The organism is Streptomyces sp. HUAS TT7 (assembly GCF_051550175.1).
Lineage (GTDB): Bacteria > Actinomycetota > Actinomycetes > Streptomycetales > Streptomycetaceae > Streptomyces.
Genome location: NZ_CP196175.1, coordinates 4151133 through 4165462, shown reverse-complemented (window position 1 = coordinate 4165462; position 14330 = coordinate 4151133). Strand labels below are relative to the sequence as shown.

The 14330-nt window shown below is 71.2% G+C and carries 12 protein-coding genes and 3 tRNA genes; 7 read left to right on the top strand and 8 right to left on the bottom strand.

The features are described from left to right. Window positions 1-38: 38 nt before the first annotated feature. The 4 genes from purD to ACSHXC_RS18750 all read left to right on the top strand — a co-directional run bounded on the left by purD (window position 39) and on the right by ACSHXC_RS18750 (window position 6157). The gene (gene purD / locus ACSHXC_RS18765) at window positions 39-1295 is read left to right on the top strand and encodes a phosphoribosylamine--glycine ligase (RefSeq protein ID WP_438292662.1); all 1257 of its coding nucleotides are present in this window, start codon (window positions 39-41) and stop codon (window positions 1293-1295) included. 388 nt (window positions 1296-1683) lie between these two features. Beyond that, on the top strand, window positions 1684-3354 hold the full coding sequence (locus ACSHXC_RS18760; protein ID WP_438292661.1) for a hypothetical protein: 1671 nt from the start codon (window positions 1684-1686) through the stop codon (window positions 3352-3354). A gap of 315 nt (window positions 3355-3669) precedes the next feature. Then, entirely contained in the window at window positions 3670-5160 is a 1491-nt protein-coding gene (locus ACSHXC_RS18755; RefSeq protein WP_438292660.1) for a N,N-dimethylformamidase beta subunit family domain-containing protein, read from the top strand. A gap of 97 nt (window positions 5161-5257) precedes the next feature. Then, window positions 5258-6157: a phosphoribosylaminoimidazolesuccinocarboxamide synthase gene (locus ACSHXC_RS18750; protein ID WP_438292659.1), complete on the top strand. Its 900-nt coding sequence runs from the start codon at window positions 5258-5260 to the stop codon at window positions 6155-6157. A gap of 49 nt (window positions 6158-6206) precedes the next feature. Here the strand turns inward: ACSHXC_RS18750 and ACSHXC_RS18745 are convergent. The 8 genes from ACSHXC_RS18745 to ACSHXC_RS18710 all read right to left on the bottom strand — a co-directional run bounded on the left by ACSHXC_RS18745 (window position 6207) and on the right by ACSHXC_RS18710 (window position 10778). After that, a tRNA-Gly gene (locus tag ACSHXC_RS18745) sits at window positions 6207-6279 on the bottom strand. 22 nt (window positions 6280-6301) lie between these two features. After that, window positions 6302-6913, bottom strand: coding sequence for a response regulator transcription factor (locus ACSHXC_RS18740; RefSeq protein WP_189965939.1), 612 nt, complete (start codon window positions 6911-6913; stop codon window positions 6302-6304). Further along, the gene (locus tag ACSHXC_RS18735; protein ID WP_438292658.1) at window positions 6910-8064 is read right to left on the bottom strand and encodes a sensor histidine kinase; all 1155 of its coding nucleotides are present in this window, start codon (window positions 8062-8064) and stop codon (window positions 6910-6912) included. Before ACSHXC_RS18735 ends, ACSHXC_RS18740 begins: the two co-directional genes overlap by 4 nt. A 97-nt stretch (window positions 8065-8161) precedes the next feature. Beyond that, complete coding sequence (locus tag ACSHXC_RS18730; RefSeq protein ID WP_438292657.1) at window positions 8162-8977, bottom strand: ABC transporter permease; 816 nt, start codon at window positions 8975-8977, stop codon at window positions 8162-8164. Continuing rightward, complete coding sequence (locus ACSHXC_RS18725; RefSeq protein ID WP_438292656.1) at window positions 8974-9972, bottom strand: ABC transporter ATP-binding protein; 999 nt, start codon at window positions 9970-9972, stop codon at window positions 8974-8976. Before ACSHXC_RS18725 ends, ACSHXC_RS18730 begins: the two co-directional genes overlap by 4 nt. 131 nt (window positions 9973-10103) lie before the next feature. Further along, window positions 10104-10176 (bottom strand) — tRNA-Gly (locus tag ACSHXC_RS18720). Window positions 10177-10254: 78 nt separating this feature from the next. Beyond that, window positions 10255-10326, bottom strand: a tRNA-Gly gene (locus ACSHXC_RS18715). Between the two features lie 134 nt (window positions 10327-10460). Then, window positions 10461-10778 (bottom strand): histone-like nucleoid-structuring protein Lsr2, encoded by a 318-nt coding sequence (locus ACSHXC_RS18710; RefSeq protein ID WP_189965947.1) that lies wholly within the window; start codon window positions 10776-10778, stop codon window positions 10461-10463. Between the two features lie 315 nt (window positions 10779-11093). Here ACSHXC_RS18710 and purS point away from each other — a divergent pair, with 315 nt between their 5' ends. Genes purS through purL form a run of 3 tightly spaced genes read left to right on the top strand, consistent with a single transcriptional unit; the run spans window position 11094 to window position 14313 of the window. Further along, window positions 11094-11354, top strand: coding sequence for a phosphoribosylformylglycinamidine synthase subunit PurS (purS, locus tag ACSHXC_RS18705; protein WP_078966365.1), 261 nt, complete (start codon window positions 11094-11096; stop codon window positions 11352-11354). Then, a complete protein-coding gene (gene purQ, locus ACSHXC_RS18700) occupies window positions 11351-12034 on the top strand; it encodes a phosphoribosylformylglycinamidine synthase subunit PurQ (RefSeq protein ID WP_189965949.1) in 684 nt (227 codons plus the stop codon). Before purS ends, purQ begins: the two co-directional genes overlap by 4 nt. After that, window positions 12034-14313, top strand: a complete 2280-nt coding sequence (gene purL / locus ACSHXC_RS18695; RefSeq protein WP_438296681.1) for a phosphoribosylformylglycinamidine synthase subunit PurL — start codon at window positions 12034-12036, stop codon at window positions 14311-14313. The genes purQ and purL overlap by 1 nt, the downstream gene beginning before the upstream one ends. Window positions 14314-14330: the final 17 nt, after the last annotated feature.

Sequence of the window (14330 nt, the reverse complement as noted above, 5' to 3'; positions counted from 1 at the left end):
ACAAAGATCACGCCATCGCGGCGGCTAGGCTGGCTGCCGTGAAGGTCCTTGTCATCGGCGGCGGTGCCCGCGAGCACGCCCTGTGCCGTTCCCTGTCCCTCGACCCCGACGTGACGGCGCTGCACTGCGCCCCCGGCAACGCCGGGATCGCGGAGGTCGCCGAGCTCCACCCCGTGGACCCGATGGACGGGGACGCGGTCGCCCGCCTCGCCGCCGGGCTGAAGAGCGACCTGGTCGTCGTCGGGCCCGAGGCGCCCCTCGTCGCCGGGGTCGCCGACGCCGTGCGGGCCGCGGGCATCGCCTGCTTCGGCCCCTCGAAGGCGGCCGCCCAGCTGGAGGGCTCCAAGGCCTTCGCCAAGGACGTGATGGCCGCGGCGAACGTGCCGACCGCCCGCTCCTACGTCTGCACCACCCCCGAGGAGATCGACGAGGCGCTGGACGCCTTCGGTGCTCCGTACGTGGTGAAGGACGACGGTCTCGCGGCCGGCAAGGGTGTCGTCGTGACGGCCGACCTCGCCGTCGCCCGGGAGCACGCGCTGGCCTGCGAACGCGTCGTCATCGAGGAGTTCCTCGACGGCCCCGAGGTCTCGCTCTTCGCGATCACCGACGGCGTCACCGTCCTGCCGCTCCAGCCCGCGCAGGACTTCAAGCGCGCGCTCGACGGCGACGAGGGCCCCAACACCGGTGGCATGGGCGCCTATTCGCCGCTTCCGTGGGCCGACCCGAAGCTCGTCGACGAGGTCATGGCGAGCGTGCTCCAGCCGACCGTCGACGAGCTGCGCCGCCGCGGAACGCCGTTTTCCGGACTTCTGTACGCGGGCCTCGCGATCACCTCGCGCGGGGTGCGGGTGATCGAGTTCAACGCCCGGTTCGGCGACCCCGAAACGCAGGTCGTGCTCGCCCGCCTCAAGACGCCGCTCGCGAGCGTGCTGCTCCACTCGGCCAACGGCACGCTGGACGCCGAACCGCCGCTGACCTGGCGCGACGACGCGGCCGTGACCGTGGTCATCGCTTCGCACAACTACCCCGCGACGCCCCGCACCGGCGACCCGATCGAGGGCCTGGCCGAGGTCGCGGCCCAGGACGAGCCGGCCGCGTACGTCCTGCACGCCGGGACGAAGCGGGACGGCGACGCGGTCGTCAGCGCGGGCGGCCGGGTCCTCTCGGTGACCGCCACCGGCAAGGACCTCGCCCAGGCCCGGGAGCGGGCGTACACGGCGGTCGGCCGGATCCGGCTCGACGGCTCGCAGCACCGCACCGACATCGCGCGCAAGGCGGCCGGGACACAGGGCTGAACTCCGCCAGAATTCCGCGGGGCCCGGTGTACGCACCGGGGCCCCGCTGTTTTCCCACCGGGCCCCCGGCGGGCGCTTGGCCTACGCCGTTGGAACCCCGTTGAAGCCCTGCAGCAGCGCCGCGGAAGCCCTGTGGGAGCCGTGTAGCAGTCCCGTGGAACCCCGGCGGAAGCCCCGCGACGGCCCGGCCCGGAACAACCGCACCTTTGCCCAAAGCCATTCCATCGGGTGACGAGTGGCCCATCCGGATGACTCCTGCCGACGCCCCAACTAGGGTGCGGCGAAGGCGTTCCGGCACTTGGCCCACCGGCATTGCGATGTCAGTGGCGGGTGCCACAGTGGGGGAGTGAGCAACGCCGCCGCAGGGCAGAGGGGGTGAAGTCCGGCTGTGTCCGGTACCGGAATGGGTGGAGAGGCGGGTGCGCAGCATGCGCGCTCGCGGGCTCTCGCCGTGCTGCGCATCCGTAGCAGGGCGCTGGCCGTGGCCCTGCTGCCGGCGGCCGTCGCCGTCGTGCTGATCGTCGCGGCCGCGCAGGGCCGCATCGACGGCAGCGGCTGGGACAGCGCGCGCTGGGCGGTCATCGCCACCGCGCTGCTCGTGCTGCTGCTCGCGGCCGCCGTGGCGGCAGTGATCGTCCGGGCCAGACCGGCCCTGTCCCCCACGGTGGACCTCGCCGAATCGGCCGCCCCCGATCTGTACCGCCTGGTCAGGGACCTGGCCGAGCGGCTCGATGTGCCCCCGCCCTCAGCGATAGCCCTGACGCCCGACTGCGACAGCTGGCTGGAGGACCGTACGCATCCGGCGCACGCGACCACCGAGCAGGTGGCGATGCCCGCTCGCTTCATACGCGGCGCCGATGTGCGCTCCGGCCGCGCCCGGCGGATGCCGGCCGCGCCGGTCCTGGTCATCGGATCGCCCTTCATGTGGTGGATGCGTGTCGGCGAGCTGCGCGCGATCCTCGCCCCCGTCGTCGCCGGTACGGGCCCCTCCGCGCACCCGGACATAGCCGCCGCCCGCCGGTTCGTACGGGGTCTCGACGCGGCCGTCGGCGTGGCCACCAGGCCCGGGCTCGGCCCGCTGCGGCGCATACCGCTCGGCTTCGTCGGATCGATCGCCCGGCTGCTCCTGCGCGGTTGCCGGGTGCACGCCGCCGAAATGGAGCGCGGGGTCGCCGCCGCCGCGTCCGAGCGCGCCCAGGCGGTGGACTACGGGGTGCGCATCGTCGCCCAGGAGCAGGTCGGGCTCGCCTACGCGGGCTGGGACCGGCTGCTGACCCGGGTCGCGCTGCCCGCCTGGCGGATGGGGCGCTGGCCCTCCCGGCTCGATGCGGGAGTGGTCTCCGCGCTCACCGAGCTGTCCCGGCGCGACCGGCTGGCCGAGGGCTTCACCTCCCGGCTCGGCGAGCGGCCGGCCTGCGACCTCCTGGAGGAGCCCGGCGCCGCGGACGAGGCGACCTCGCTGCTCGCCGCCCGGCTGTTCCACGGCGGCCCCGCAGAGCCCGGCCCCGACTGGGCCCCGGTCGACTGGGCGGCGTACCCGGAGGAGGTCGTCGACCGCAAGTGGCGCACCGAGGCGGCCCGGCTGCACCGGGTCCTCGACGCGCTGGGCGAGCGCCGCGACACGGAGCCCGCCGCCCCGACGCTGGCCCGCGTCATCGACCACCTCACCGCCTGTGACGGCGAGGCCGGGGAGCGCCTGGCCGCCGGAATCGCGGCGGAAGTGGCCGGCGAGGAGGCCGCGTCCGCACCGCCCGCGCCGGGCCCGGAGTCCTGGGGTGCCGACGCGATGCCGCTCTTCCCGCTCCAGCCGCCCCGCACCGGCCGCGAGCTGCTCGCCGACCATGTCACGGCGATGGTGTGCTGCGCGGCGGTCGACACGGCGGGCGCGCTGCCCGGCCTCGACTGGCTGGACGGCCCCTCGCTCCTCGTCGACGACGTACGCCGCTCGGATCTGGCCTCGCCCGTGCTGACCCTGGTCGAGGACGGGGACGCGGATGCGCTGCGCGCCTGGCTGTCCTCCGTCGGCATCCGCCCGGAGAAGCCGGTACGGCTGGTCTGAGGGCCCCACTTGGCGCCGGTACGGCTGGTCTGGGGCGCTCCCGCCCAACGCCGGTACGGCAGGCCCGAACTCACCCCCGCTCGGCATGGGCACCTCGCCCCGCCCTCAACAGGCCCCCCACTGCCCCGAGTTGGCCCCGTGCATGCGCAAGGCAGCCGGAAAACATCCGGAATGAGGCCTTCCCCTTAACGTCAATTCGCGACGAACGGTGACGGAGTGCGTGCGTTATGTGATGTGCTGGGGACCGGTAGCTGTCAGACGGCGCACCACAGTCGCATCAACTGTTGTCCCGGGGGATCGAGGGAGGGGAGTGACATGGGGGTGGAACGGTCGGACCACATCCGGCGCTGGGAGTCGGGTGCCCTCGCGCACGCCGTCTCGGACCCCTTCGGGCAGGGCCCGCTGCCCTGGCTGCGCGGCAGCGAGACCTACTTCGACGACACCGGGCACGTGGTGCCCTGGTACGTCGACCACGTGCCGGCCCAGCGCGACACCCCGCGCAGCACCGCCCGGGTCACCGGCCCGCGCACCGCCGACGACGTACGCCAGCAGATCAAGGGGTTCGCCTCCAGCGGGGCCGTCGCGCCCGGCGAGGCCATCGACTTCCACATCACCGTGGACCCCCCGCAGCAGTTCACCGTGGACGTCTACCGGATCGGGCACTACGGCGGCGACGGGGCCGCGAAGATCGCCACCAGCCCCCGGCTCTCCGGGATCGTCCAGCCGCCCCCACTGGCGGCCGACCGCACGGTCTCCTGTCACCACTGGTGGCAGTCCTGGCGCTACCAGGTGCCCTCGCACGCCTCGATCGGCGCGCATGTCGCCGTGCTGACCACCGCCGACGGCTACCGCTCGCACATCCCGTTCACCGTCCGCGACAGCCACCCCGCCGATCTGCTCCTGCTGCTGCCCGACATCACCTGGCAGGCGTACAACCTCTTCCCGGAGGACGGCCGCACCGGCGCCAGCCTCTACCACGCCTGGGACGAGGAGGGCCGGCTGCTCGGCGAGGAGGACGCGGCGATCACCGTCTCCTTCGACCGTCCGTACGCGGGCGCGGGCCTGCCGCTGCACGTCGGCCACGCCTACGACTTCATCCGCTGGGCCGAGCGCTACGGCTACGACCTCGCCTACGCGGACGCCCGCGACCTGCACGCCGGCCGCGTGGACCCCTCCCGCTACCGGGGTCTCGTCTTCCCCGGCCACGACGAGTACTGGTCGGCCCCGATGCGCCGCACCGTCGAGCTGGCCCGCGACGGCGGCACCTCGCTCGTCTTCCTGTCCGCCAACTCCCTTTACTGGCAAGTGGAGTTGGGGCCGTCCCCGTCCGGCGTGCCCGACCGGCTCCTCACCTGCCGCAAGCGGCGCGGCCCCGGCCGGCCCGCCCTGTGGCGCGAGGTCGCCCGGCCCGAGCAGCAGCTCCTGGGCATCCAGTACGCGGGCCGCGTCCCCGAGCCGTACCCCATGGTCGTACGCAACGCGGACCACTGGCTGTGGGAGGCGACCGGGGCCGGTGACGGCGACGAGATCGACGGTCTGGTCGCGGGCGAGGCCGACCGCTACTACCCGCGCACCGCGCTCCCCGAGCACCAGGACCGCATCCTGCTGGCCCACTCCCCGTACCGGGACGGCGAGCAGCACGCCCGCCACCAGGAGACGTCGCTGTACCGGGCCCCCTCCGGCGCGCTCGTCTTCGCTTCGGGCACTTTCGCCTGGTCGCCGGCGCTCGACCGGCCCGGCCATGTGGACAGCCGTATCCAGCGCGCCACGGCCAACCTCCTCGACCGCATCTGCAAGCGGGACTGACTCCGAAGAGCGCCGTCGCGCAAGACCCGCGACCTGGGTACCCGGCCGCATGCGAGAGAATCGGAATCGCTCCTGGATCAACCTACGCGGAGGAACCGTGTCCGGATTCGTAGAAAAGCCCGAGCCGCAGCAGGTGCCGGGCCTGACCCACCTCCACACGGGCAAGGTGCGTGACCTCTATCAGAACGAGGCCGGCGACCTGCTGATGGTCGCCAGCGACCGGATGTCCGCGTACGACTGGGTGCTGCCCACCGAGATCCCCGACAAGGGCCGGGTGCTCACCCAGCTCTCGCTGTGGTGGTTCGACCTGCTCGCCGACCTGGTGCCCAACCACGTCATCTCGGAGGAGCTCCCCGAGGGCGCCCCCGCCGACTGGGCGGGCCGCACCCTGGTGTGCAAGTCGCTCGCCATGGTCCCGGTGGAGTGCGTCGCCCGCGGCTACCTCGCGGGCTCCGGCCTGGTCGAGTACAACGCGTCCCGTACGGTGTGCGGCCTCGCGCTGCCCGAGGGCCTGTCCAACGGGTCCGAGTTGCCCGCGCCGATCTTCACGCCCGCCACCAAGGCCGCCGTCGGCGACCACGACGAGAACGTGAGCTACGAGGAGGTGGCCCGCCAGATCGGCGCGGAAACCGCCGCACAGCTGCGCCAGGCCACCCTCGCCGTGTACGGCCGGGCCCGCGACATCGCGCGCGAGCGGGGCATCATCCTCGCGGACACCAAGTTCGAGTTCGGCTTCGCGGGCGAGGAGCTCGTCATCGCCGACGAGGTGCTCACCCCGGACTCCTCGCGCTTCTGGCCGGCCGCGACCTGGGAGCCGGGCCGAGCCCAGCCCAGTTACGACAAGCAGTACGTCCGCGACTGGCTGACCTCGCCGGCCTCCGGCTGGGACCGCACCAGTGAGCGGCCGCCGCCCGCGCTGCCGCAGGAGGTCGTGGACGCGACCCGGGGGAAGTACATCGAGGCGTACGAGCAGCTCACCGGCAACAGCTGGGCGTAGACGGACAGAAAGAAGCCCCCGGCCGCGTGGCCGGGGGCTTCTTCTTCTGAGCGAACGACGAGGTTCGAACTCGCGACATCCACCTTGGCAAGGTGGTGCTCTACCAGCTGAGCTACGTTCGCATGCGCCGTGGCGCGGAGACCACTATACCCAACCGCGCTCCCGGGCGAGACGCACCGCCGTATGGCGGTTCTCCGCGCCCAGCTTGGCGGCGGCCGAGGAGAGGTAGTTCCGCACCGTTCCCTGCGACAGCGCGGCCCGCTCGGCGATCTCCGCGACGGGCGCCCCGTCGGCCGCGAACCCGAGCACCTCGGCCTCGCGCACGGTCAGCGGGGAGTCCCCGGCGGAGATCGCGTCGGCCGCCAACTCCGGGTCCACATAACGGTTTCCGGCATGTACGGACCGGATGATCTCGGCGAGCCGCTGGGCGCTCACGGTCTTCGGCACGAAGCCCCGCACCCCCGCCGAGAGTGCCCGCTTGAGGTGACCCGGCCGCCCGTGACTGGTCACGATCATGGTCCGGCAGGACGGCAGTTCGGCCCGCAGCTTTGTGGCCACTGTCACACCGTCCGCCCCCGGCATCTCCAGGTCGAGCACCGCCACATCGGGCCGGTGGGCCCGCGCCATCGCGAGCGCCTCGGGCCCGGACGCGGCCTCCGCGACCACCTCCAGATCGTCCTCAAGGCCGAGCAGGGCGGCGAGCGCGCCCCGGATCAGATGCTCGTCGTCCGCGAGCAGCACGCGTACGCGGCTCATCTGGGCACCTCCGCGGTCAGCCGGAAAAGACCCTCGCCCGCCGGGCCCGCCTCCAGGGTGCCGCCGAGCGCGGAAAGCCGTTCGCGCAGGCCCGCGAGGCCGGAGCCCGGGGTGGTGTTGGGTCGCTCCGGCAGGCCGTCGTTCTCGACGACCAGCGTCGCGGTGCGCCCGCCGACGGCGAGCCTGATCGCCACGCTGCGGGCATCCCCGTGCCGCAGCACGTTGGTGGTGGCCTCGCGCACCACCCAGCCGAGCGCCGACTGCACCTCGACGGTCAGCCCCTCGGAAGGCCCGCTGTACTCGCAGCCGATCCCGGCCGCCTCAAGGACCCCTCGGGCGCCCTCGATCTCCACGCCGAGGTCCGCCTCGCGATAGCCGCGCACCACTTCCCGTACCTCTTTCTGCGATTCCTGGGCGATGCGCTGCACCTCCACCATCTGTGCCACCGCCTCGGGCCGGCCGCGCTGGGCGAGCTGGACGGCGAGCTCGGCCTTCAGCGCGATGACGGCGAGGTTGCGGCCGAGCACGTCGTGCATGTCCCGCCCGAAGCGCAGCCGCTCCTCCGCGACGGCGAGCCGGGCCTCGGTCTCGCGGGCCCGGTCCGACTCCCACATCACCGACAGCGTCCAGGCCCCGCAGCGCGAGACCAACAGGGCGTACGTGCCGGACAGGGCCACCCCGATCGCCATGCCGATCAGCTGGGCGCCCGGCACTCCGGCCGGCCCGAACACCGCCACGACCGGGATGCCGAGCAGCGCGAACCGCCACAGGAACGTGCGGGGCGGGAGGAGCAGGCAGTACGTCATTCCGAACGGCAACATGATGTACAGCACGACCAGCAGGAGCGTCGGATCCGCGATGCCGTGCGCCACCCGGAGCCCCGCGAGCAGGGCGAGCGAGAGCGCGCAGAGCGCCCCGGACGTGATCAGCCCGCGCCGTGGCGCCTCGGCGTGGCCCAGGTAGTGGTCGACGGCCGCCCGGTGAACCTTGTTGCCCTGGAAGGCCTGCACCGCGCCCGTCACGACCGTCGCCGCGCCGAGGGCCAGCGGCAGCGGCAGCGGTTCGTGCCGCAGCCCCTCAAGGATGAACGGCACGTCCCAGCTGAGGAAGAGGAACCAGATCGAGCACCGCCACATCAGCCGGCTCTGCACCTCGACCTTCTCGACCCTGCTGCGGTCGTGCCAGTGCCGTCGATGCCACGCTCGTATCCGGCCGAACACCCTGCCGTCCCCCTGTTCCAGACCCGTCTCAGCGCCGCGGCTCCCAGCGGAAGCGCTTGCGCACGACCAGCACCGCGATGAACGTCCAGACAACCATGACGAGCAGTTCCCGCAGCACCTCGCCCGCGCCCGCGCCGGTCCAGCCGTCCCGGATCATGCCCACCACCGGGCTCAGCGGCAGCAGTTCGCAGAACGAGGCCAGCTTGTCGGGCAGCACGTCCAGCGGTACGACCATGCCCGAGCCGGCGATCGACAGCATCATCATCGGCATGACCGCGATCTGGGCGCCCTCCGCGGACTTGGTGACGGCGGCGGTCGCCGCGGCGAGCGCGCCCATCACGACCATGCCGAGCAGCAGCCCGACGACCGCGAGCCATATCGTCCCCGGCACCGCCACGCCCATCACGGCCGAGCCGCCCACCGCGAGCAGCACGGACTGCGCGAGCCCGATGAGCACCGCGGGCAGCGCCGCCCCCGCCAGGATCTCCAGGTCCCGCAACTCCCCTGTGCGCAGCCGCTTCAGGACGAGTTCCTCACGGCGTACGACGTAGACGCCGGTCAGGGTCGAGTACACCGCGAACAGCAGGACGTAGCCGAGCGAGCCGGGCAGCAGCACCGTGCCGACGGTGAGCCCGGTCTGCTTCAGGTCCAGGTTGCTGACGGCCGAGTGCATCGAGACGGTGAGCACGGTCGGCAGCGCGAGGACGGTGAACATCGCGGACTTGTTGCGGCCGAGCAGGGTGAGTTCGGCGCGCCCCAGCGCCTTCATGCGGTCCGCCGCGGTGTTGGGGGTCCGCTCCGTCGTCCGCACCGGGGTCCGTACCGCGTCCAGCGTGGTCGTCATCGAACGGTCTCCTCTTCCTTGCGCTGGTCCTGCGCGATCTTCAAGAACGCCTCTTCGAGCGAGGCCGAGCGCACGTCGAGCCCCCGCAGCTCGACCCCGCTGTCCCTGGCCCACAACAGCAGCCCGGTGGCGGCGTGTTGGAGCGCGTTGGTCTTCAGCCGTACGGTGCGGCCGCTCGTCTCGTGGCTGCTGATGCCGAGCCGGTCGAGCGGCGGCAGATCGCCGAGGTGGTAGCCGTCGGGCAGCTCGAAGGCGATGTGCGAGGGCTGGGCGGCGACGACTTCGTCGACCCGGCCACTCGCCGCGATCCGCCCTTCGTGGAGGATCGCGAGCCGCTCGGCGAGCGCCTCCGCCTCCTCCAGGTAGTGGGTGGTCAGGAGCACGGTGGTGCCGCCGTCGCGCAGCGCCCGCACCAACTCCCAGGTGTCGCGCCGCCCTTCGGCGTCCAGGCCCGTCGTCGGCTCGTCGAGGAAGAGCACCTCGGGCCGCGAGAGCAGCGCGAGCGCCAGGTCGAGCCGCCGCTTCTCGCCTCCCGAGAGCTGCTTGACCCGTACGTCGGAGCGCCGCCCCAGGCCGACGAGCTCCATCGCCTCGTCCACGGGCCCGCCCGTCACCCGACCACCGCCCCTCACGGAGCGGCTCCGCCGCGTACCTTCCAGTCGCCCGCTGGTGCACCCCGCCCACATCCGTACGGTCTCGGCGACGGTGAGCTCGGCGGGGAACCCGCCTTCCTGGAGCATCACTCCGGTACGGGGCCGCACTTCGGCCCGTTCGGTGTACGGGTCGTGCCCGAGCACCCGGACGCTGCCGCCGCTGGGCGGGGCGAGACCTTCGAGGAGTTCGACGGTGGAGGTCTTGCCCGCGCCGTTGGTGCCGAGCAGCGCGAAGAGTTCGCCCCGCGCCACCGAGAAGGAGATTCCGGAAACGGCCTCGAAGCCCCCGGCGTAGGTCCGCCGCAGCTCCTCGACCTCGATCACATTCGCTGTGCCTGCCATGACTTCAGCGTTCCGCGGGAAACGGGGCACAGGCAGTGCGCGGTGTCATCACCAGGCATGACAAATGTCAGGAGTGGACCGGGACATGACTAAGGCCCCAGTTCGATGAACTGGGGCCTTAGTGCTTCCTGAGCGGACGACGAGATTCGAACTCGCGACCCTCACCTTGGCAAGGTGATGCTCTACCAACTGAGCCACGTCCGCATGCCGCCACACAGCTTTCACTGCGTGGTGCGAGCACTACTCTACCTGATCCACAAGGGGGATCGGTACGCAATGCAGAGCGGGTGACAGGAATTGCACACTGCGCCTTCCCCCTGGAAGGGGGATGTTCTGCTACTGAACTACACCCGCACGCTCCGGTGGACCGGGCCTTTCGGCCTTGCCCCTCGGCGTGCTCCAGACTCTAGCTGATCAGCAGGGGGGGTTTGCAACTCCGGTGTCCGGGGCGGGTGCAGGCCTGCCCCGGGCGGGACCCGGGCGGGAGGTCAGCTCGCCTCGGCGAACGCCTCGTAGACCTTCTTCGGGATCCGGCCGCGGGCCGGCACGTCCATCTTGTTGGAGCGCGCCCAGGCGCGGACGGCCGCCGGGTCGGGCGCGACGGCGGTGTGCCGATACGTCTTCCCGGACTTCGAGTGCTTCCGGCCCGCCGTCACGTAAGGCGCGAGCGCCTTGCGCAGTTTCTTTGCATTGGCGGGATTGAGGTCGATCTCGTAGACCTTTCCGTCCAGGCCGAACGTGACCGTTTCCGCCGCTTCTCCGCCGTCGATGTCATCGGAGAGTGTGACCACTACGCGCTGAGCCACGGATATCGGTTCCTTCCTACGGTCTCGCCACTCCCACGTGCCTGACGTGCGGCGATACCGGCCTTCCGGCTGTTATGGAGCAATGTTGCTTTCGCTGGGATTCCTTTGTACAGCGGCACCCATTGCAATGTGAAGCCCAGCCAATTGCATCAGCGTGTCCCGACGCAATGACTTCGGCGACTTTTTCTCGGGATTTTTCCCACGTGTTGTCGCGGCCGAAACCGGAACGTGATCGGAGGTCAGCTATATCTACCCGCGTAGATTTTTTGGGCGGGTACTCTGAGGGAACCGCCTTCGCACCACACCACACCGGGAGTGCCAGTGGCACGCGTCGTAGTCGACGTCATGCTCAAGCCGGAAATCCTCGACCCGCAGGGACAGGCGGTGCAGCGCGCACTGCCCCGTCTCGGCTTCGAGGGGATCGGCGACGTACGTCAGGGAAAGCGTTTCGAGCTGGAGGTCGAGGGACCGGTCGACGAGGCCGCCCTCGCCCGCATCCACGAGATGGCCGAGACCTTCCTCGCCAACACCGTCATCGAAGACTTCACCGTCAAGGTCGAGGAGCAGTCCAAGTGACTGCACGCATCGGCGTTGTCACCTTCCCCGGCACGCTCGACGACCGGGACAGTCTGCGGGCCGTGCGCATCGCGGGCGCCGAGCCGGTTTCGCTCTGGCACCGCGACAAGGACCTCAAGCAGGTCGACGCGGTCGTCCTCGCCGGCGGGTTCAGTTACGGCGACTACCTGCGGGCCGGGGCCATCTCCCGGTTCTCGCCGGTGATGGAGACGATCATCGAGCAGGCGAAGGCCGGTCTTCCGGTCCTCGGCATCTGCAACGGGTTCCAGATCCTCACCGAGTCGCACCTGCTGCCGGGCGCGATGCTCCGCAACAACCACCTGCACTTCATCTGCCGCGAGCAGAAGCTGCGGGTGGAGAACGCGGAGACCGCCTGGACCGCCGACTACGAGGCCGGCCAGGAGATCCAGGTTCCGCTCAAGAACATGGACGGCCGGTACGTCGCCGACGAGCGCACGCTGGACGAGCTGGAGGCCGAGGGCCGGGTCGCGTTCCGCTACCTGGACATGAACCCCAACGGCTCGCTCCGCGACATCGCGGGCATCACCAACGCCGCCGGCAATGTCGTCGGCCTGATGCCGCACCCCGAGCACGCCGTGGAGCCGCTGATCGGTACGGGCCGTACCGACGGCCTCGGATTCTTCACCTCGATCCTGAAGAAGCTGGTCAACGCCTCATGATGACCGAGCGAAGCGAGGGCACCATCAAACACAGCCTCGACACTGTCAAGCACGCCGCCGAGACGCCCGACGTCGAGCAGCCCTGGAAGGAGCTCGGCCTCAAGGAGGACGAGTACGCGCGCATCCGGGAGATCCTCGGCCGCCGCCCGACCGGCGCCGAGCTCGCGATGTACTCGGTCATGTGGTCCGAGCACTGCTCGTACAAGAGCAGCAAGGTCCATCTGAAGCAGTTCGGCGAGAAGGTCCCCGAGAACGACGCCATGCTCGTCGGGATCGGCGAGAACGCGGGCGTCGTCGACGTCGGCCAGGGGTACGCGGTCACCTTCAAGGTCGAGTCGCACAACCACCCCAGCTACATCGAGCCCTACCAGGGCGCGGCCACCGGCGTCGGCGGCATCGTCCGCGACATCCTCGCCATGGGCGCCCGCCCGGTCGCGGTCGTGGACCCGCTGCGCTTCGGCGCGGCCGACCACCCCGACACCAAGCGCGTACTGCCCGGCGTCGTCGCGGGCATCGGCGGCTACGGCAACTGCCTGGGCCTGCCGAACATCGGCGGCGAGGTCGTCTTCGACGCGTGCTACCAGGGCAACCCGCTGGTCAACGCCGGCTGCATCGGCGTGATGAAGCACGAGGACATCCACCTCGCGAAGGCGTCGGGCCCGGGCAACAAGGTCATCCTGTACGGCGCCCGCACGGGCGGCGACGGCATCGGCGGCGTCTCGGTCCTGGCGAGCGAGACGTTCGAGTCGACCGGCCCGGCCAAGCGCCCGGCCGTCCAGGTCGGCGACCCGTTCCAGGAGAAGCTCCTCATCGAGTGCACCCTTGAGATCTTCAAGGAGAAGCTCGTCGCGGGCATCCAGGACCTGGGTGGCGCGGGCCTCTCCTGCGCGACCTCCGAGCTGGCGAGCGCCGGTTCGGGCGGTATGCGCGTCGAGCTGGACACCGTGCACCTGCGTGACTCCTCCCTCTCGCCCGAGGAAATCCTCATGAGCGAGTCGCAGGAACGCATGTGCGCGGTCGTCGAGCCGCAGCACGTCGACCGCTTCATGGAGATCTGCGAGAAGTGGGACGTCATCGCCACCGTCATCGGTGAGGTGACCGAGGGCTCCCAGCTGGAGATCTTCTGGCACGGCGAGAGAATCGTGGACGTACCGCCGCGCACCGTCGCCCACGAGGGCCCGGTCTACCACCGGCCGTTCGCGCGCCCCTCCTGGCAGGACGCGCTCCAGGCCGACGACGCGGGCAAGCTGCCGCGTCCGCAGACCGGCGCGGAGCTGAAGGACCAGGTCCTCAAGCTGGTCGCCTCCCCGAACCAGGCCTCCAAGGCGTGGATCACCGACCAGTACGACCGCTTCGTACAGGGCAACACGGTGCTCGCGATGCCCGAGGACGCGGGCATGGTCCGGATCGACGAGGAGTCGAACCTGGGCGTGGCCATGGCGACCGACGGCAACGGCCGGTACGCCAAGCTCGACCCGTACACCGGCGCCCAGCTCGCGCTCGCCGAGGCCTACCGCAACGTGGCGGCCTCCGGCGCGAAGCCGCTCGCCATCTCGGACTGCCTCAACTTCGGCTCCCCCGAGGACCCGGACGTGATGTGGCAGTTCGCCGAGGCCACCCGTGGTCTCGCGGACGGCTGCCTCCAGCTCGGCACCCCGGTGACCGGCGGCAACGTCTCGCTCTACAACCAGACCGGCGAGACGGCGATCCACCCGACCCCCGTGGTCGCGGTGCTCGGCGTGATCGACGACGTGAACCGGCGCACCCCGATCGCGTTCGCCGAGGAAGGGCAGCTGCTCTACCTCCTCGGTGACACGCGCGAGGAGTTCGGCGGCTCGGCCTGGTCCCAGGTCGTCCACGACCACCTGGGCGGGCTGCCGCCCCGGGTCGACCTGGACCGCGAGAAGCTGCTCGGCGAGATCCTGATCTCGGGCTCGCGCGACGGCATGATCGACGCCGCGCACGATCTGTCGGACGGCGGTCTGATCCAGGCCGTGGCCGAGTCCTGCCTGAAGGGCGGGAAGGGAGCGCGGCTCGTCGTGCCCGACGGCCTCGACGCCTTCACCTTCCTGTTCTCCGAGTCGGCCGGCCGCGCCATCGTGTCCGTGCCCCGCTCCGAGGAGCTGCGCTTCACCGACATGTGCGGGGCGCGCGGCCTTCCGGCGACCCGGGTCGGTGTCGTGGACGGCGAATCCATCGACGTCCAGGGCGAGTTCACCCTCGAACTGACCGAACTGCGCACGGCCCACGAGGCGACCATCCCCGCCCTGCTGGCCTAGTACGCGCCAACTCCTCG